General features: G+C 49.1%; 19 protein-coding genes and 2 tRNA genes. 13 read left to right on the forward strand and 8 right to left on the reverse strand.

What is annotated here, in order from left to right:
- Nucleotides 1-5: 5 nt before the first annotated feature.
- From rplK to deoC, 6 genes are all read right to left on the reverse strand, one after another.
- Nucleotides 6-434 (reverse strand): 50S ribosomal protein L11, encoded by a 429-nt coding sequence (gene rplK / locus CWB98_RS00045; protein WP_010387320.1) that lies wholly within the window; start codon nt 432-434, stop codon nt 6-8.
- Between the two features lie 178 nt (nt 435-612).
- Complete coding sequence (nusG, locus tag CWB98_RS00050) at nt 613-1,170, reverse strand: transcription termination/antitermination protein NusG (RefSeq protein ID WP_010387321.1); 558 nt, start codon at nt 1,168-1,170, stop codon at nt 613-615.
- A 37-nt stretch (nt 1,171-1,207) separates the two neighbouring features.
- Nucleotides 1,208-1,585, reverse strand: coding sequence for a preprotein translocase subunit SecE (gene secE, locus CWB98_RS00055; RefSeq protein WP_138542972.1), 378 nt, complete (start codon nt 1,583-1,585; stop codon nt 1,208-1,210).
- Nucleotides 1,586-1,716: 131 nt separating this feature from the next.
- A tRNA-Trp gene (locus CWB98_RS00060) sits at nt 1,717-1,793 on the reverse strand.
- Nucleotides 1,794-1,921: 128 nt separating this feature from the next.
- Nucleotides 1,922-2,422, reverse strand: a complete 501-nt coding sequence (locus CWB98_RS00065) for a hypothetical protein (protein WP_138542999.1) — start codon at nt 2,420-2,422, stop codon at nt 1,922-1,924.
- A gap of 29 nt (nt 2,423-2,451) precedes the next feature.
- Nucleotides 2,452-3,198 (reverse strand): deoxyribose-phosphate aldolase, encoded by a 747-nt coding sequence (gene deoC / locus CWB98_RS00070; protein ID WP_138542973.1) that lies wholly within the window; start codon nt 3,196-3,198, stop codon nt 2,452-2,454.
- Between the two features lie 444 nt (nt 3,199-3,642).
- On the opposite strand from deoC, the gene cysG reads away from it, so the two are divergent.
- The 9 genes from cysG (at nt 3,643) to CWB98_RS00115 (ending at nt 12,267) form a co-directional block, all read left to right on the forward strand.
- Nucleotides 3,643-5,064 carry a siroheme synthase CysG gene (gene cysG / locus CWB98_RS00075; RefSeq protein ID WP_138542974.1) on the forward strand — a complete coding sequence of 474 codons (1,422 nt, stop codon included), beginning with the start codon at nt 3,643-3,645 and terminating at the stop codon, nt 5,062-5,064.
- 44 nt (nt 5,065-5,108) lie between these two features.
- Nucleotides 5,109-6,008: a sulfate adenylyltransferase subunit CysD gene (cysD, locus tag CWB98_RS00080; RefSeq protein ID WP_046003841.1), complete on the forward strand. Its 900-nt coding sequence runs from the start codon at nt 5,109-5,111 to the stop codon at nt 6,006-6,008.
- Nucleotides 6,008-7,423, forward strand: coding sequence for a sulfate adenylyltransferase subunit CysN (cysN, locus tag CWB98_RS00085; protein WP_138542975.1), 1,416 nt, complete (start codon nt 6,008-6,010; stop codon nt 7,421-7,423). Before cysD ends, cysN begins: the two co-directional genes overlap by 1 nt.
- Nucleotides 7,424-7,456: 33 nt before the next feature.
- A complete protein-coding gene (locus CWB98_RS00090; RefSeq protein ID WP_138543000.1) occupies nt 7,457-9,181 on the forward strand; it encodes an SLC13 family permease in 1,725 nt (574 codons plus the stop codon).
- A gap of 12 nt (nt 9,182-9,193) precedes the next feature.
- Nucleotides 9,194-9,793 carry an adenylyl-sulfate kinase gene (cysC, locus tag CWB98_RS00095; protein ID WP_046003838.1) on the forward strand — a complete coding sequence of 200 codons (600 nt, stop codon included), beginning with the start codon at nt 9,194-9,196 and terminating at the stop codon, nt 9,791-9,793.
- A gap of 15 nt (nt 9,794-9,808) precedes the next feature.
- On the forward strand, nt 9,809-10,576 hold the full coding sequence (cysQ, locus tag CWB98_RS00100) for a 3'(2'),5'-bisphosphate nucleotidase CysQ (protein WP_046003837.1): 768 nt from the start codon (nt 9,809-9,811) through the stop codon (nt 10,574-10,576).
- Nucleotides 10,577-10,639: 63 nt separating this feature from the next.
- Nucleotides 10,640-11,005 carry a cupin domain-containing protein gene (locus tag CWB98_RS00105; RefSeq protein WP_138542976.1) on the forward strand — a complete coding sequence of 122 codons (366 nt, stop codon included), beginning with the start codon at nt 10,640-10,642 and terminating at the stop codon, nt 11,003-11,005.
- A gap of 457 nt (nt 11,006-11,462) precedes the next feature.
- A tRNA-Ile gene (locus CWB98_RS00110) sits at nt 11,463-11,539 on the forward strand.
- 152 nt (nt 11,540-11,691) lie between these two features.
- Complete coding sequence (locus CWB98_RS00115) at nt 11,692-12,267, forward strand: hypothetical protein (RefSeq protein WP_138542977.1); 576 nt, start codon at nt 11,692-11,694, stop codon at nt 12,265-12,267.
- A gap of 8 nt (nt 12,268-12,275) precedes the next feature.
- Here CWB98_RS00115 and CWB98_RS00120 read toward each other — a convergent pair whose 3' ends face one another.
- Nucleotides 12,276-12,770, reverse strand: coding sequence for a YbaK/EbsC family protein (locus CWB98_RS00120; RefSeq protein WP_138542978.1), 495 nt, complete (start codon nt 12,768-12,770; stop codon nt 12,276-12,278).
- 280 nt (nt 12,771-13,050) lie between these two features.
- Here CWB98_RS00120 and CWB98_RS00125 point away from each other — a divergent pair, with 280 nt between their 5' ends.
- From CWB98_RS00125 to CWB98_RS00140, 4 genes are all read left to right on the forward strand, one after another.
- Entirely contained in the window at nt 13,051-15,549 is a 2,499-nt protein-coding gene (locus CWB98_RS00125) for an EAL domain-containing protein (protein WP_138542979.1), read from the forward strand.
- 43 nt (nt 15,550-15,592) lie between these two features.
- Nucleotides 15,593-16,027 (forward strand): transcriptional repressor, encoded by a 435-nt coding sequence (locus CWB98_RS00130; protein WP_058796952.1) that lies wholly within the window; start codon nt 15,593-15,595, stop codon nt 16,025-16,027.
- A 72-nt stretch (nt 16,028-16,099) separates the two neighbouring features.
- Nucleotides 16,100-16,567 (forward strand): chemotaxis protein CheX, encoded by a 468-nt coding sequence (locus CWB98_RS00135; RefSeq protein ID WP_138542980.1) that lies wholly within the window; start codon nt 16,100-16,102, stop codon nt 16,565-16,567.
- A complete protein-coding gene (locus CWB98_RS00140; RefSeq protein WP_138542981.1) occupies nt 16,564-16,995 on the forward strand; it encodes a secondary thiamine-phosphate synthase enzyme YjbQ in 432 nt (143 codons plus the stop codon). Before CWB98_RS00135 ends, CWB98_RS00140 begins: the two co-directional genes overlap by 4 nt.
- A 9-nt stretch (nt 16,996-17,004) precedes the next feature.
- Here CWB98_RS00140 and alr read toward each other — a convergent pair whose 3' ends face one another.
- Entirely contained in the window at nt 17,005-18,093 is a 1,089-nt protein-coding gene (alr, locus tag CWB98_RS00145; RefSeq protein ID WP_138542982.1) for an alanine racemase, read from the reverse strand.
- Between the last annotated feature and the right edge of the window lie 38 nt (nt 18,094-18,131).

Consider the following 18,131-nt stretch of genomic DNA (forward strand, 5'->3'; position numbering starts at 1 on the left):
CTCAATTACCCCTCTACGTTCAAGCCCATTGCACGTGCAGAACCTGCAATCGTGCGTACAGCTGCGTCCATATCAGCAGCAGTAAGATCCGGACGTTTAGTCTCAACGATCTCTTCAAGCTGAGCGCGAGTAACAGTACCCACTTTCTCAGTGTTAGGACGGCCAGAACCAGACTTGATACCAGCTGCTTTCTTAAGAAGGTAAGAAGCAGGTGGAGTTTTCATGTCGAAAGTGAAAGAACGGTCGTTGTAAACAGAAATGATTACAGGAACCGGTGCACCTTTCTCGATAGACTCTGTACGTGCGTTGAACGCTTTACAGAATTCCATGATGTTTACACCGTGTTGACCTAGTGCAGGACCTACTGGAGGACTAGGGTTAGCCATACCAGCAGCAACTTGTAGCTTGATTAAAGCTTCAACTTTTTTAGCCATGATAATACCTCGTTATGTGGGTCTTAGCCTTGTGCGCGCGAGGACGCGTACTCAGACGGCTTCCCAATTAAAAAAATCTGTCTTTTTGTGCGTCATCGTAATGACATACAAAAAGGCCGCTGATTATAGATTAACCAGCGGCCTTTGGCAATAACTTTTGCTGTTTTAAACAACAAAATTACTTATCTTGCTCAACCTGTCCAAACTCCAGGTCAACCGGTGTAGAACGACCGAAGATCAGTACCGATACTTTCAGACGACTCTTCTCGTAATCGACTTCTTCCACAACGCCATTAAAGTCAGCAAATGGACCATCAATAACACGTACCACTTCACCTGGCTCGAACAAGGTCGCTGGCTTAGGTGCTTCTGCATTTTCCTGCAGACGGTTAAGAATACGATCAGCTTCTTTTTTGCTGATTGGCGCTGGACGATCTGACGTACCACCCACAAAGCCCATCACACGTGGTGTACTGTTGACCAGGTGCCAGGATGCATCATCCATCACCATCTCAACCAGTACATAGCCTGGGAAGAATTTACGTTCAGACTTACGCTTTTGTCCGGCACGCATTTCCACAACTTCTTCAGTTGGGACTAGTACTTCACCGAAGTAGTCTTCCAGACCTTCGATTTTAATGTGCTCAAGAATAGTTTGAGCGACGCGCTTTTCAAAACCTGAAAACGCCTGAATTACGTACCAACGTAATTTCTTTTCTTTGTTCTCATCCGACATGGGATCAGATCTCCAATCCAGTTAAAACGCTAACCTGTTACAAGGCCAAACCGGTTAAATAGCCAACTGCACGAAACAGAATGCCATCCAATCCCCACAGGATCAGTGCCATTACTACTGTTGCAGCCATTACGATAAAGGTCGTGTGTGTTGTTTCCTGACGCGTTGGCCAAACTACCTTGCGAACCTCAATTCTAGACTCTTTGGCGAAAGCGATAAAGGTGCGCCCTTTTTCTGTTGTCGCAGCAATACCCAATGCTGCACCAATCGCAACTACCACACCAATCGCGCGCGTTAGCACTGAGATATCAGCGTACATGTAGTTACCAACAACTGCGCCAGCCAATAAAACGACTGCCAACAACCACTTTACCGTGTCCATCGAGCTAGACGGGTTTTCAACATTAGTGCTCATAATTTATTTTTACCTTAAATACAGACACAACAACCCTACATATGAGCAGGGTTAATCCATTTCAATCCAAATTTACAAATAAGCGGTGGTGGTAAAACCCATTATTTTAGATTTGGACTGATTATTAAGAGTGGCAGGGGCGGCAGGACTCGAACCCGCAACCATCGGTTTTGGAGACCGCTGTTCTACCAATTGGAACTACGCCCCTGCAAAGTGGATGCCCATTATACTGACGAACAAACTGAAAACAAGAGTAAAAGATGCGCAAAGCGGTATTTGTGCCAATTTCAGGCTGGTTCTGCTTCTACCGAGCGCTAAGAACCCGAAATTTCCCAGCTAAAACAAGCGCAGCGGATCACCATAGAAGAAATCACAGAGCAGCCATATTTGTTCGAAAGGGTGTGTTTGGGGAACAGGTAAGTGTGGTAATTCTCTTTCGAAGTCGGCCCGGTGCCACATCGGGCTGGCATTTCGGATCAACAGCCAAACACGCTGAGAATGATAATGCTTGCCCGCCTTTTGTGTTAGTAAGCGACCAAGACCTGTATTCAGTCGCCGTGTACTCGGCGCCTGGGCCATCACTGCCAATTCACGTTGCATGGTCAGTGACAACGGGCGACCTAATACAGCCATAGCCTCCGTTTCGCTGGCATAAAGGTGCGCAACTTCAATATCGAGTTGTGACTCCCCCAGATAACAACTCACATCGGGTTTTGCTGGTTGATTGTGCCAGATGTGACGCATGGGCGTGTGAGTGAGGCGCTCATAGCTGCGCATAAATAGCTTGGCCGCACCATGCTCCAGCTGTTGTTTCTCTCGCTCACTCTCGCGTATCACTGCCTGGTCACGCTTCACCTTGCTCTCCGTTAGTCTGAACAACTCAGCTGGTTATGCACATCTTGTAATAAACTCGATGCACCAAACCGGAAATGGTCTGCACACAACCAGTCATTACCCATGATATCGACTGCAACTTGTAAGTAATCATTTGCTTGCTCAACACTTTTAACGCCGCCAGCGGCTTTAAAGCCAACAGCCTTGCCCGAAACACGGATGCGTTCAAGCATGATTTTTGTCGCTTCTAACGTTGCATTCACCGGCACTTTGCCGGTACTGGTTTTAATAAAGTCAGCCCCGGCCAGAATGGCAACATCACTGGCCTGAGCGATTTGCTGTGCATTTTCCAGCACCCCTGATTCAATAATCACTTTAAGCTTTGCCTGTGCGCCACAGAGTTGCTTGCTTGAGCGCACATACTGCCAGGGCGTATCCGGGTCGCCTGCCTGGAGCTGCTGATAAGGCATGACCAAATCAATCTCATCGGCTCCGGCCTGCAACGCCTCTTTAGTCTGTGTCAGCACTTGCTGCAGCGACTGCTTACCGCTGGGAAAATTTGTGACTGTGGCGACCTTCACCTGTGACCAGCCTCGACGTGCCAGCTCCCTTTTACATAGCGCCACAAATTCCGGATACACACACACCGCAGCGGGTAATCCCAGTTCTGGTCGAATGCTGTCTAACAACGCAATGATACTGGCTTCGTTATCCTGTTCGTTTAACGACGTCAGATCCATCAATCCAAGCACCTCGCGTGCGACGGCTTGCATTTTCATATTAGTTTCCTTTTTACTGCCACAGTCCTGAGGACATGGCTGCATCATATGAGTCGGACTTCAACGTTAGCCGCTTGCCCCACTCGACCACAGGACATTTGTCCGCACCATTACCGAACAAGTTCACTTGGCCACGCCCGCTTATCCAGCCAGCCGCTGGGGCTAAAGTTACGGCGTTGTTCAGTACCAGCAAGCACGCTTTGGGATAAATTGTCGAAATTATAACTCATAACCAATAGCTATAACTGTTATCAGACACATGTAACCACCCTAAACCCCTTGATATATATGAAGTAAGCCTATTTTAAAGTCTTTATATAACTTTTAGTTATAAAAACTGGGTTTAAGTTATTTTTTCCCTGCCAGTACGCGGGATATTCTGCCACTCTAGAAAAAGCCAGAGTTGGCTTATATCAAGTTTTACGATGTTTAAGGGGCAACAGCGTGCAGTACTTACCTATCTTTACCAAGCTAGACAACAAACCCGTGCTGGTCGTCGGCGGCGGTGAAGTTGCACTGAGAAAGATCCGCGCGCTGCTAAAAGCGCGCGCCGATGTAACTGTACTGGCTCCTGAATTCTGTGACGAACTCATGCAATTGTCTGAAGAAGGTGAGCTACATCTGAAGACAGCTTACTTTAGCGCCGACGCCGTTGACAGCATGGCGCTGGTTATTGCTGCCACCGACAACGATGACGTCAACGCACAGGTGCGCGATGCAGCGGATGCGCGCAATATTTTCGTCAATGTGGTTGATGACCAGCCAAAATGTAGCTTTATTTTTCCGTCTATCGTTGACCGCAACCCCATTACCATTGCAATTTCCAGTGCCGGCACAGCGCCTGTATTGGCGCGCCGTTTAAGAGAAAAGCTCGAAACCCTGATCCCACAACATATTGGCCCGTTAGCTGAACTGGTTGGCGGATTCAGAGACAAGGTCAAAAGCCGTTTTAAGCATTTTGCGGATCGCCGTCAATTCTGGGAGCGGGTATTCGACTCACATGTTGTCAGTAAAGTACAAAGCGGAGACACACAAGGTGCGCAACAGCAGCTGCATGACATGCTGGACGACACCGCTGAGCCACAGGGCGAAGTCTATGTCGTCGGCGCAGGCCCGGGTGACCCGGAACTACTGACACTCAAAGCTCTGCAATTGATGCAACAAGCTGATGTTGTGGTGTATGACTACCTGGTGTCCGATGAAATTATGGAACTGGTCAGACGCGATGCCGACCTTATCTGCGTCGGAAAACGCGCCGGACACCACAGTGTCAAACAAGAAGACACCAATCAGATGTTGGTTGAGCTGGCCCAGCAAGGTAAAAAGGTATGTCGTATTAAAGGCGGCGACCCCTTTATTTATGGCCGTGGTGGCGAAGAAGTGCAGGTCCTGGCTGCGGCCAACATCCGCTACCAGATAGTCCCTGGTATTACCGCCGCCGCGGGGTGCAGTGCCTATGCGGGTATACCGCTTACACACCGTGACCATGCTCAGGCTATTCAGTTTGTGACGGGGCACTGTAAAAAAGAAGGGCAGGAACTGGACTGGCAGTCGCTAGCCAAGCCCAACCAGACGTTGGCCATTTATATGGGGGTTATTAAATCTCCGCATATACAGGCCCAACTCCTGGCCCATGGCCGCAGTGAACACACACCAGTGGCCATCGTTGAAAATGGTACCCGCAAATCACAGCGTGTTGTGACCACTGAACTTGGTCAGCTGGCAGCGCAAATCGAAGCCAACAATATCCAGTCTCCGGCGCTGCTGATCATTGGCGAAGTCGCTGCACTGCATCAGGAGCTGGCCTGGTTTGGTAAAACAGAACAAATTGCAAGTTACGCTCAGCCGCTCGCTAAGATCGCCTGACACATGAACCACTTTATTTTTAGTATTTAAGTAGGACGACGACAATGGCTTTAACTCACCTTCAGCAACTTGAGGCTGAAAGTATAAAGATTATTCGCGAAGTCGCTGCTGAGTTTGAAAACCCAGTGATGCTTTACTCCATAGGTAAAGACTCATCGGTACTCCTTCACTTAGCACGTAAAGCGTTTTTCCCGGCAAAGATCCCTTTCCCTCTGCTGCATGTAGACACGGACTGGAAATTCCGCGAGATGATTGAGTTTCGTGATCGTCTGGCCAAAGAGTACAACTTTGACCTGATTGTGCATAAAAACCCGGAAGGGTTAGCAATGGGCGTTGGCCCATTCACCCACGGCTCAGCCAAGCACACTGATATCATGAAAACTCAGGGTCTTAAGCAGGCATTGAACAAGTACGGTTTTGACGCAGCCTTTGGTGGCGCACGCCGTGATGAAGAAAAGTCTCGTGCAAAAGAGCGTGTGTATTCATTCCGTGATAAACACCACCGCTGGGATCCAAAAAACCAGCGTCCTGAGCTGTGGAATACCTACAACGGTCAGGTCAATCCAGGCGAAAGTATTCGAGTATTCCCGCTATCAAACTGGACTGAGTTGGATATCTGGCAATATATCTACCAGGAGAACATTGAGATAGTGCCGCTTTATCTGGCAGAAAAACGCCCGGTAGTTGAGCGCGATGGCACATTAATCATGGTCGACGACGAGCGTATGCCACTGGCGGAAGGGGAAGTGCCTGAAATGAAGTCGGTACGTTTCCGTACGCTGGGTTGTTACCCACTGACCGGTGCGGTTGAATCTGAGGCGAACACTCTGACCGGGATCATCGAAGAAATGTTGTTATCGACCTCTTCAGAGCGTGAAGGCCGGGTCATCGACCATGATTCATCCGGGTCAATGGAGAAGAAAAAACGTGAGGGGTATTTCTAATGTCTACCGCAAATGAAGTAAAAGAACTGGGGATTGAAACCTACTTGTCACGCCAACAGGACAAAAGCCTGTTGCGCATGATGACCTGCGGCAGTGTAGACGATGGTAAATCCACCCTGATCGGCCGTTTGCTGCACGACAGCCACCAAATCTATGAAGATCAGCTGGCAGCGCTGCACAAAGACAATGAAAAAGTCGGTAATGCCGGTGAAGAGCTGGATCTTGCGTTGCTGGTTGACGGTTTGCAGGCAGAGCGTGAGCAAGGTATCACCATCGACGTCGCATATCGCTATTTCTCAACGGCCAAGCGCAAGTTTATCATCGCGGACACACCTGGGCATGAGCAGTATACCCGTAACATGGTAACCGGCGCTTCAACCAGCGATCTGGCCATTATTCTGGTTGATGCCCGCTATGGTGTGCAGATCCAGACCAAGCGCCACAGTTTTATCTGTGATTCGCTGGGGATCAAACAATTCGTTGTGGCCATCAACAAAATGGACATCGTTGACTTTGATGAAGCGGTGTTCGAAAAGATCAAGGCCGATTACCTGAAGTTTGCAGAGCAGCTGGACGTCAATGACATCAAGTTCGTGCCGATTTCGGCGTTGAAAGGCGACAACGTTGTTACTCGCTCCGAGCACACCCCTTACTACACAGATCAACCGCTGATGGCGCTGCTGGAAGATTCTCCGGCTGCTGAACCAAACAGTGCCTTTGAAGCCCGCTTCCCGGTGCAATACGTCGTTCGCCCCAACCTGGATTTTCGTGGTTTTCAGGGCACGTTGACGTCAGGTGCGCTAAGTGTGGGTCAGGCGGTTAAGATTCTACCTTCGGGTAAAACCAGTACCATCAAAGAGCTGGTAACCTTCGACGGCAACTTGGAACAAGCAGAAACCGGTCAGGCACTGACCATCACTTTGAATGATGAAGTGGATGTCAGCCGTGGTGATGTGATTGTCCCGGCAGACTCATCGACTAAAGCAACCAACCTGATCCAGGCCAAGCTGGTATGGATGCACGAAGCGCCTCTGGTGCTGGGCAAAACGTACAACTTCAAGCTGGGCGCTAAGAGTACGGCTGCCATCGTGAAGCAGATTGACCACACCATAGACGTCAACACGCTGGAACATGGCGAAGCCGAAAGCCTGCAGCTGAACGAGATTGCCATTGTTACGCTGGAACTGACAGAAACAATCGCTGCCGACGTATATCGTGATAACCACGAAACCGGTGCCTTTATCCTGATTGACCGTCTGAGCAACCTGACCGTAGGTGCGGGTATGATTGATGTGATTCTGGATGAACAACTCAGCGAAAAGCAGCAGTTCAGCGAGTTTGAGCTGGAGCTCAATGCCCTGGTTCGCAAGCACTTCCCACACTGGCAAGCGCTTGATTTGAGCAAGCTGAAATAACGGCCTTATGCCTGTTAACGGGAGTTATCTATGCTGCTAGAGCAGATCATCTTAACAGGCATCATGCTCGTGTTAGTCGCGTGTCTTTTTGGCACGCGGCTTAATCCGGCCTGGTTATTCGTTGGCGCAATCAGCAGCGCTTATCTGGCTGGGCTAATCGATCTGGAAACCATGCTGGTCAATTACGCTAATCCGTCGTTGATCACTCTGGTTTTACTGATCCTTGTCTCTATTGCCATTGAAAAAACCACTCTGGTGCAATACCTTGCCCGCTCGCTGGCCAATGGTTCGCTGGCGCGCTCGGTCATGAAACTGGGGTTATCCACGGCCTTTTTGTCGTCTTTTACCAACAATACCGCCGTGGTTGCGTCTTTGATCAGTACCATTAAAGAAAGCAAAACCCACTCGCCTTCCAAGTTATTACTGCCACTGTCGTACACAGCGATTCTGGGCGGTACCCTGACCCTGATCGGCACCTCGACCAACTTAATCGTCAATGGCTTTGCGATTGAGGCTGGTATGGCACCGCTGGGCTTTTTTGATTTTACCCTGGTTGGCATTGGCGCACTGAGTGTGGGCCTGATCACCATCATTCTGTTACTGAAGTTTTTGCCAGACCATGGCCGTAAGGAAGAAGAAGTAGTACCTTTCTATCTGGAAGGGAAAGTGACTGCGGGCTCCAAACTGATAGGCCGCACAGTCGAGGAAAATGGCCTGCGCGATCTGCGCGATTTATTCCTGGCAGAAATCATTCGCGGCGAGCGCCGCATTTGCGCCGTGACCCCGCAACAGGAAATCCAGCAGGGTGATGTGCTGTTGTTTGTCGGCGATATCAAGTCTGTGCCTTTACTACGTCGTTTCGACGGATTACAGGTGGTACACGACAAGCACGAAAAAGACGCTGAGCATTTGGTGGAAGTCGTGATCAGTCAGTCGTCCAAGTTTTTGGGCAAAACACTCAAAGAGATCCGCTTTCGCGAACAGTTTCATGCCGCGGTGATAGCCATTCGCAGAGGTCATGACCGTCTGCCTGGCGGCCTGGGTCAGGTCAAGCTGCAGGCAGGAGATTCTTTGATTCTCGCCCCTGGCGGTGACTTTTACCAGCTGCCCGACCTGAAACGCGAATTTGTTTATATCTCTGGCCTGGACCTGCAAACCCATTTAACACAGCCACAATCGAATAAAGTGATGGCTGCCTTTGTTGCCGTGCTCGGCTTGGGGATCTTCGATATTGTGCCTTTAGTCAAAGGCCTGATGGTATTATTACTTGGGCTAGTGCTGTTTGGCTCCGTCAAAGTCAGTGAAATGAAGCGTCGTTTTCCCATTGAATTGCTGGCCATAGTGGGCAGTGCCATTGGCTTAGCTAAGCTGATGATAGACACAGGGTTAGCCGGGCAGATTTCCGATGCGCTGTTTTATGTGCTAGGCGACTTCGGCCCGTATGGTGCCTTTATCGCCATTTTTGTGATGACGGTGGTGTTCACTGAATTAATCACCAACAATGCGGCAGCCGCACTGTCATTCCCTGTCGCGTATGCATTGGCCATTGGCTTTGGCGTGAATCCACTGCCATTCGTAATGGCGGTGGCCTTTGGTGCATCGGCCAGTTTTATTTCACCTTTTGGCTATCAGACTAACCTGATGGTATACAGTGCAGGCAATTACCGGATCAAAGACTATGTGACCGTGGGCCTGCCGCTTTCAATTATTTACTCGATCACTGTGCTGACGCTGATCCCCTTGGTTTTCCCGTTTTAGTGGATAGGAATTATGGATACGAATATTGTCTGGCATAACTATGCCGTGAATAAAACACATCGCAGCGAACAAAAGGGCCATCGTCCGGTTATTCTGTGGTTTACCGGCTACTCTGGCTCGGGCAAAAGCACCGTTGCCAATGCATTGGAAAGTGCTCTGCAACAGCTCGGCGCACACACATACCTGCTCGATGGCGACAATGTACGTCATGGGCTGTGCAAAGATCTCGGATTCAGCGACGCAGATCGGGTTGAGAACATCCGCCGTGTGGGTGAACTGAGCAAACTCATGGTCGATGCGGGCCTGATCGTACTGACCGCCTTTATCTCCCCGTTCCAGGCCGAACGCGATATGGTTCGCAACCTGGTTGAAGACGCCGAGTTTATTGAGGTTTATCTGGATACACCGCTGGAAGTGTGTGAACAGCGGGACCCGAAAGGCCTGTATAAAAAGGCCCGCGCCGGCGAGATCAAACACTTTACCGGCATAGACTCAGACTATGAACCACCTCAAAACCCGGAGATCCGCATTAATACCGGTGAAAATAGTCTGGACCAATCGGTGCAACAGCTGGTAGCGTATCTGCAACAGCGCGAGATAATTCATCTGTAGTACCAAGGAAATACCATGAACGACACCGACTTATTGGAGGAAATTGTTAATCTGGCCCGACGCGCCGGAGACAAGATCCTCACCATTTATGCCAAAGACTTTAACGTTGAATATAAAGACGATAAAAGCCCGGTCACCGACGCCGACTTAGCCGCCAATGAGGTGATCACGGCAGGCCTGCAAACGCTGACTCCGGATTTGCCTATCCTCAGTGAGGAGAGCGCCGAGATCAGCTGGCAGGAACGCCAAACCTGGCAGCGCTACTGGCTGGTTGACCCCATCGACGGCACCAAAGAGTTTATAAAGAAAAACGGTGAGTTCACGGTCAACATCGCCCTGATTGAAAACGGTGAGCCGGTGATGGGCGTGGTCCATGCGCCCGCACTGAACGTCAGTTACTTCGCCGCCAATAGCATTGGCGCTTTCAAAGAATGTGGCGAGGCCCGTATCGAGCTGAAAGTCACCCGCAAAGACAATCAGGGCACCATTCAAGTGGTAGGCTCCCGCTCACACCCTTCACCGGACTTGGCTGACTACCTCAAACAATTTGATGATGTGAACATGGTGCCAAAAGGCAGTTCACTGAAACTTTGTCTGGTTGCGGAAAGTGCTGCCGATGTGTATCCGCGCCTGGGCCCCACCAGTGAATGGGATACCGGCGCCGGACATGCCGTGGCGAAAATCGCCGGTGCAACTGTCACTCAGCTGGACGGCAGTCCCCTGCTGTACAACCAAAAAGAGTCATATCTGAACCCCTACTTTGTGGTTTCAAGACTCAACTGATCCTTGAGCCTTACCCGGTCGGGTAAGGCTTTTCTCTTATGCCCGTCACCATAAGGAAATGTTATGTCACACGCACCCATTAATTTTGCCGACAAGCTGGCGCTGTTTTCAGAGCACTGGAGTCCTAAAGTCATTGCGGAAATGAACGACTACCAGTTCAAACTGGTAAAACTTCAGGGGGAATTTGTCTGGCACGATCACCCCGACACCGACGAAGTGTTCATTGTGCTATCCGGTGAGATGCACATAGCCTTTCGGGACCGCACAGAGTATCTGAAAGAGGGTGACATGCTGGTTGTGCCCAAAGGTACAGAACACAAACCCTATGCAGAGCATGAGTGCCAGGTACTTATTATCGAACCCAAAGGGGTCGTCAACACCGGAGATGCCGACAGCGCACTCACCGCACAAAACGATGTCTGGATCTAACGCACAGATGTAAAGCAGATGAACCGAATAAAGAAACAGGTTTAGCGCCTAGTTTGGCTTTTTATTAAGCAATTGAATCAGATATGTGCGACTTTTTCCTCTTTAGCTAGTGACAAGCCTGTTAAAAATTTTTATACTGCCAGCGCTTTTTAGGTCTGTGCTAAAAAGCCAGCAAAAAATGGCTCTACAGCTTAAGTGATAAACATAAGCCTTAAGGCTTTCAAAGCTAATAAAAATTCAGCTTGAAATTAAAGAACGCTAGGTCGTGGATGACCGAGCTAAGTGATAGTCATCATGAACGTGTTTATGACTGCCACAAACAATCTAAAAATGGCCCTATAGCTCAGTTGGGCGATACAAGACCGAAGCATCGCTTCGCAGCTTGTTGAGGTGGAGGCAGGACGCCGACAGGACCTCGCTTCATGGATGAATTTATTGAGCACTACAATTTAGAAATGGCCCTATAGCTCAGTTGGTTAGAGCACCCGACTCATAATCGGTAGGTCCCTGGTTCAAGTCCAGGTGGGGCCACCATTTTTCTCATCTTGCATACTGCTGTAATAAACTCTCACCACCCACTCTGATTTATTATTGCTCTCAATTCGTTTACCTTACAAGCAAAAACCATAGCACCCTAACCTGCTTCCAAGTATGCTAGAGCCATTGCATATCAAAGGATTTATTTCATGCCTAATCAAATGTTTACCGATGTCGAGCTTCGCATTATGTCAATTCATGTTAAATCGCAGGGCTTCGTCGACAAGTTACTCAGCGAAAGTAAGTTTGAGATTAAGGTATTTAGTGCTGTAAGTGATGGGGTAGCAGATCATGCATTTAATATGGAGCTAAACGTAATGCCAGTCAGCGAAGGCGGCACCATTAGCTTTGGCCCTGCGGGTTACACCATTTATCGTAATCGTGCCGGACAGATCCCACGCTTCCTTGATGCCCATATTGCCGTCTTAGAAGATGACAGTGATATTCGCAGTACGGCCAAGCTGATGGCTAAGGTTCGAAAAACCGCAGCATTTGGCGAACTCACCCGCACAGTCGTGGCCGCGGCGGCCAATCCTCTGTTTGCAGTCGGTATGAATGTGGCTGAAAGCCTGATGGATATTTCCATCGAAGTGCTAAAGGACAATAAAGACGACCTGTGGCTGCGCCGTTTCTTCAGCTTTAACTACAATATTGAAGGTTATGAGGGTGTTGCAGAGTTTGAGTCTGACGAAGTAAAAATCACGCTGCAACTCTTTACCGGATAGCGCCGCAATCAGCTTTTCACGGCTATCACGACTCCCTGAGTCAGTGACACCAGCTTGGCTGCTGGCAGCGAGAATACCGCATTGGGTGTACCTGCCGCAGCCCACAGCGTCTCATATTGCAGTAAATCCTCATCAATATAAGTGACTGGCTGGGTAAGGTGTCCGATAGGAGGTATGCCACCAATGGCAAATCCGGTGACCTCCCGGGTAAACTCAGCGTCGGCTTTTACCAGCTTCTCTCCCAGATGTTTGGCCACGACTTTTTCTTTTACTCGATTGCTGCCACTGACCAATAACAACACCGGCTTACCGCTTTCTTTGCCTTTAAATATCAGTGATTTTACAATTTGTCCGAGTTGACACCCTAAGGTGTGCGCAGAGTCTTCTGCAGTGCGGGTGCTGCCGGGTAACTCGACAACAGTAAACGCCCCGCCTGCCGCCGCAATGGCATCCTGAACCCGTTGCGCACTTCTGCTTAGTTTATCCGCTTCATGTCTGCTCATAGCCGCTCCTTGTTTTGACTTTGTTAGCTTCTTACCTACCCTAGCCAAAAATCGCAGCCAGGCCAAATACATTCCGTAATTAGTTATTGATTGTTTTTCACCTGACTGGTGTAACTTCTTTTTCCTATAATCCAAGATCACAACGAGTAATCAGTACTTTTCAACTACACTTACCTGTAGAAAGCTTCTAAAACGGGGTCCGAGTCTTGACAAGGGACAGCCCAGAGTCTCGACTGCTCAGTCACAGGGCCAGGTGATAACACGAAAGAGAGATAGCCGAGTGACCAAACTGTACTCCATTGACCTCAAGCTATGGCTTACACTTAGTGCTTTTTTATTTGCCGCCCTGTTGGCGGTAGGTTTAGTGCAGGTCCATCATGATACCCAGCAAGAAAGCCTGCTGGCGATCACAGAAGCAACCTTAAAACGCGATCTCTCGGCGCTTAACCTGACAATGCAGCATCACCTCGCCCAAAACGATCAGAAAGAAATACGTAACACCTTGGTTGCATATCAGCAGGGCCAGCAATATGACCACCTGGCACTGGTCGATGCAAAAGGCATGGTGCTATATAGTAGTAACACAAGCCATGAGGGCCGCCACCACAACGATACCCCATTAAAACTCAAACCAGAAGCCATCAGTCAACGGCTCAGTCCGCCATACATAATGGTTGAATACATTAAACATAACCATCTGTATCAGGCCTACAGCACCTATGAACAACAAGGCGCAGTGGCGCCTAATTCCCCCCTTCCGGCACTCATTTATGCCGAATATTCCATTGCTGACCAGGCACAACAACTACTTGAATATACGCGAATGAAAACCCTGTCTATTCTGGCGATTGCGGCACTGCTCACTGCTTTGGTGCTGTATTTCACTCGGCTCTTCATTCATCGCCCGGTATCACAGCTAGTTGCGCTCAGTGAGCGACTGAGTAGTTTTGACTTCAGCGACACACTCGAGACACATGGCGCTGGCGAGTTTAAGCATCTGGCGGACAACCTCAACCACATGGCAAACAGTCTGCAAGTCGGCTGGCAGAAAACGCAACAAGCTGAGGCTGATGCCAGCCGCAAAACAGCGATCCTGGAGGGCATTTTCTCAGCCCTGCCTGACTTGTTTTTTATCATTGATAAACAGGGCACTATTTTAGAGTATCACAGCGGACAGACAGACGACTTATACGTACCTGAAGCCCAATTTTTGGGACGTAAAATTGAGGAATTCCTGCCAGCCCAAACCTCGCGCCACTTTACTCGCGCAATTCAAAGTATTGAACAGCCTGGCCAGTTAACGCAACTTGAATATTCGCTGCCCTTTGAGGACGGTAACCGTCACTTTGAAGCTCGCCTCAGTGCACTACCAGGGACCGAGTCTTTGGTTATTGCTGTACGCAACATCACAGACAAAAAACGCCAGGAAGAAATCATCCTGCACCACGCTTTTTACGATACCCTCACGGACTTGCCCAATCGCTTTTTAGTGCTTGATCGCCTCCAGCAACTGATCCATGACGCCAAACGAGACAAGTTACTGGTTGGTGTTGGCTTTATCGATTTGGATGACTTTAAAAAAGTGAATGATTCAATGGGACATGAAGTCGGTGATAAAGTCTTGATCCATTCGGCAAAGCGACTGCAGTCGGCGTTGCGAGAAAAAGACACTGTAGCGCGCCTTGGTGGTGATGAGTTCATCATTCTGTTGGGCGACTTGAAAAGCAACGCTGATATTCATCCCATCGCTACCAAACTGGTTAAACTCTTTCATGCACCGTTTGATATTGACGGTCGTGCCTTCAATATTTCTCTGAGTCTGGGCATTGCCCTGTTTCCTCAGGACGCCGATACGCCCAACGACCTGCTGAGAAAGGCAGACTCTGCCATGTATAATGCAAAGCAACAGGGTCGCAATACTTATTGTTTATTCACCGAAAGCATGAGCAACTCACTGCAACGACGCCTGATGCTGGAAGAAAACATGCAAGGCGCACTTGAGCGCGGAGAATTCGAGGTCTATTATCAGCCGCAGCTGGATCTCCAGGCGCGCAAAGTGGTTGGGGCTGAAGCCCTGCTTCGCTGGCACAGTGATAAGCTCGGCCCAATTTCTCCGGCTGAGTTTATTCCCCTGGCAGAACAAAATGGGTTCATTATCGACCTTGGCAAGTTTGTTCTTAACTCTGCTGCCAAAGCCTTACAGCGAATACATACGCAATTTAATGCGTCATTGCGGCTGGCGGTTAACCTGTCACCCCGCCAGTTTAATGACCCTGAACTACTCAGCCATGTTGAGCATTTGATAGAACGTTGTGCTTTACAACCTGGTACGCTTGAATTGGAGATCACTGAAGGTCTGCTATTAAGTGGTGACAACACGATTAAAGCCACACTGGATAAACTTCAGCAAATGGGGATTTTGATCTCAATGGATGACTTTGGCACAGGCTACTCATCGTTGAACTATTTGCGTCAGTATCCGTTTGATGTGTTGAAAATTGACCAAAGCTTCATTGCCGACATGCACACAGGGAATGAATCGGCCTATCTGGTAAAAAATATTATCACTATGGCACACGGCATGGGCCTTAAAGTGATTGCCGAAGGGATTGAAGATCATGAACAGCTCACACGACTGGTCGAGTTTAAGTGTAACATTGGTCAGGGCTACCTGATTGGACAGCCAATGCCTGAAGCCGCATTCCAGGACTGGCTTGAACACAACTTTACTCGCCCGGAGAATATAATGAATAAATCCCTGTCGATACAAGACTATTAAAAAGAATATGTTAGTATTGCATGGCAGTGTAAGGATTTAGAACATGAATATAGAACAACTGGTAAGTAAAGCTAAGCAAGTTTGTGATAATCGAGGGGCTCGTTTTACCCCTATCCGAGAGAAAGTTTTCCGCTTACTCGCTGCTAAACAAGGCGGTGTAGGCGCCTATGATCTGTTAGAAGAGCTCAAACTCACCGAGTCTGGCGCAAAACCAGCAACGGTATACCGTGCTTTGGATTTTCTCTCAGAATTAGGGTTTATTCATAAGATTGAAAGCACAAATGCATTTATGCTGTGCCATCACTTTGACTGTATTCACCCTGTGCAGTTATTGATCTGTGACTCATGTGGCCACGTACAAGAGCTGCATTCCAATGCCATTTCGCACGAACTGAATAACCTGGCTGCAGAGCACGGCTTTCTTGTAAAAGCACAAACGATTGAAGCACACGGCCGTTGTGGAAAGTGTAATGAGTAGTGCAGCAAAGTAAAAAGCCCACTACACTTAAATCAGCGTCCGTTACAACGTAGGAACCTAGGGAAGAAGCATATGAATGTAGAATTCATCAACCCTTTTTTATCGTCACTAATGAATGTACTGGCGACCATGGCACAAACAGAATTAACGCCAGGTAAGCCCAAGATTAAAAAAGATGAGGTGGCACGCGGTGATGTGTCTGGGTTGATTGGCATGGTGGGCCCACAAACCAAAGGCTCCTTTTCTATCAGTTTTGATGAAGGCCTGGCGTTGACCATTATGGAAAGAATGCTGGGTGAGCGCCCGGACAAAATCAATGAAGAAGTCACCGACATGGTCGGTGAGATCACCAACATGGTCACTGGTGGCGCAAAGAACCTGCTTGGTGAAAAAGGCTACGAGTTTGATATGGCCACGCCAATTGTGGTCTCCGGACCCGGGCACACTATTACTCACAAATGCGATGGCCCGAAAATCATTATGCCCTTCACCTCAGCTGACGGGAATGCCAACATAGAGGTGAGCTTCGATAAGCTATGAGCTGGCATCAGACACATATCACACTCAGGCCGCGTCAACGCGGCTTTCATTTAATTGATGATGAAGTACTTACACAGTTACCTCAGCTAGGCTATTACAAAGTGGGATTGCTACATTTGTTTATTCAACACACTTCAGCCAGTCTCACCATCAATGAAAATGCCGACCCCACCGTTCGCATGGATATGGAAAGTCACTTTAACCACTTTGTACCCGAACGGCAAAGCTACTATCGTCATGATTATGAAGGTGACGACGACATGCCAGCCCATATCAAATCCAGTACGCTGGGCTGTGAAGTCACGATACCAGTGAGTCACGGGCGCTTGCAATTGGGTACCTGGCAAGGGATTTACTTAGGGGAGCATAGAGACCATGCAAGTAGCCGCTCAATTGTCGCAACCTTGCATGGCCAGCTTCTGGAATAATTAGCTGGATTAGTCTGCTGGGGTGATGTAGTCGTAACTCACCCTGGGTGTGACATTGCAGAGTAATTCATAAGGGATAGTCCCCGCACACGCCGCAACTTCTTCAACCGGTAAATCAGGACCCCACATTTCAACCAGGTCACCGACTGCAACTCCACCTGGGTTAGTGCCTATGTCCACAGTGATCATGTCCATAGATACCGCACCAACAATGCCATAACGCTTCCCCCTTATCACTACAGGCGTCCCATTGCGAGCATTACGTGGGTAGCCATCACCGTATCCCATCGCAACTACGGCCAACTGAGTTTGTCGATTACTCTGCCAGCGACCGCCATATCCCACTTTCTCACCAGCAGCGATGGTCTTGATGGCGATCACCCGGGTTGTTAGCCGCATCACAGGCTTGAGGCCATGCTCAGTGCCAACCTGGTCAAGCATGGGTGAAACCCCATACATCATTAAACCTGGGCGGACCCAGTCACCATGTGACTGAGGCCAGCCGAGTACCCCAGCGGAGTTGGCCAAACACTTAGCTTCAGGTTTACCTTCTATCAGATGCTCGAACGCTTTAATCTGGCGTTGTGTTTGCGTGCTATTGACATCATCAGCACAGGAAAAGTGCGTCATCAGTTTGATATTCGGGTCAACATTGCCACAAGCTTTTAGCCGCTGATAGAAGGTCTCGAACTGTTCAGGCTCGATACCAAGTCTGTGCATCCCAGTATCGACCTTTAGCCACACAGACAAACGAGCATCCAGCTGACTGGTTTCGATGGCCCGCAGCTGGTTTTCATCGTGAATGATAGTTTCAAAGTTATTGGCAATCAGAATAGGTAAATCTGCACAATGAAAAAAGCCTTCCAGCAAAACGATCGGCTTAGTCAAGCCACCGGCGCGCAGCGCCAGTGCTTCATCAATACGCGCTACCGCAAAGGCATCCGCGCCATTGAGCTGCTGGGCAATTTTGACCAGACCATGACCATAGGCGTTGGCCTTGAGCACAGCCATCACGCGGGCACCAGGTGCCAGTGCCTTGATCCGTTTTAAATTATAACTTAATGCCGCGAGGTTAATTTCGGCGGTTGCCAGGCGCATACTTACTCCTAATTCAGGCTGCCGACTCAGTGAGAAAA

Source organism: Pseudoalteromonas rubra (assembly GCF_005887115.1).
In the GTDB taxonomy this organism is placed as follows: Bacteria; Pseudomonadota; Gammaproteobacteria; order Enterobacterales; family Alteromonadaceae; genus Pseudoalteromonas; species Pseudoalteromonas rubra_F.

Excerpts from the sequence above, each read along its gene's own strand:
- CWB98_RS00130 (WP_058796952.1), top strand. The coding sequence starts at position 15,593 with ATGAATATAGAACAACTGGTAAGTAAAGCTAAGCAAGTTTGTGATAAT.
- cysQ (WP_046003837.1), top strand. The coding sequence starts at position 9,809 with ATGAACGACACCGACTTATTGGAGGAAATTGTTAATCTGGCCCGACGC.
- alr (WP_138542982.1), bottom strand. The coding sequence starts at position 18,093 with ATGCGCCTGGCAACCGCCGAAATTAACCTCGCGGCATTAAGTTATAAT.
- cysC (WP_046003838.1), top strand. The coding sequence starts at position 9,194 with ATGGATACGAATATTGTCTGGCATAACTATGCCGTGAATAAAACACAT.
- nusG (WP_010387321.1), bottom strand. The coding sequence starts at position 1,170 with ATGTCGGATGAGAACAAAGAAAAGAAATTACGTTGGTACGTAATTCAG.
- CWB98_RS00115 (WP_138542977.1), top strand. The coding sequence starts at position 11,692 with ATGCCTAATCAAATGTTTACCGATGTCGAGCTTCGCATTATGTCAATT.
- cysD (WP_046003841.1), top strand. The coding sequence starts at position 5,109 with ATGGCTTTAACTCACCTTCAGCAACTTGAGGCTGAAAGTATAAAGATT.
- CWB98_RS00135 (WP_138542980.1), top strand. The coding sequence starts at position 16,100 with ATGAATGTAGAATTCATCAACCCTTTTTTATCGTCACTAATGAATGTA.
- CWB98_RS00140 (WP_138542981.1), top strand. The coding sequence starts at position 16,564 with ATGAGCTGGCATCAGACACATATCACACTCAGGCCGCGTCAACGCGGC.
- secE (WP_138542972.1), bottom strand. The coding sequence starts at position 1,585 with ATGAGCACTAATGTTGAAAACCCGTCTAGCTCGATGGACACGGTAAAG.
- rplK (WP_010387320.1), bottom strand. The coding sequence starts at position 434 with ATGGCTAAAAAAGTTGAAGCTTTAATCAAGCTACAAGTTGCTGCTGGT.
- cysN (WP_138542975.1), top strand. The coding sequence starts at position 6,008 with ATGTCTACCGCAAATGAAGTAAAAGAACTGGGGATTGAAACCTACTTG.
- CWB98_RS00120 (WP_138542978.1), bottom strand. The coding sequence starts at position 12,770 with ATGAGCAGACATGAAGCGGATAAACTAAGCAGAAGTGCGCAACGGGTT.
- CWB98_RS00105 (WP_138542976.1), top strand. The coding sequence starts at position 10,640 with ATGTCACACGCACCCATTAATTTTGCCGACAAGCTGGCGCTGTTTTCA.
- deoC (WP_138542973.1), bottom strand. The coding sequence starts at position 3,198 with ATGAAAATGCAAGCCGTCGCACGCGAGGTGCTTGGATTGATGGATCTG.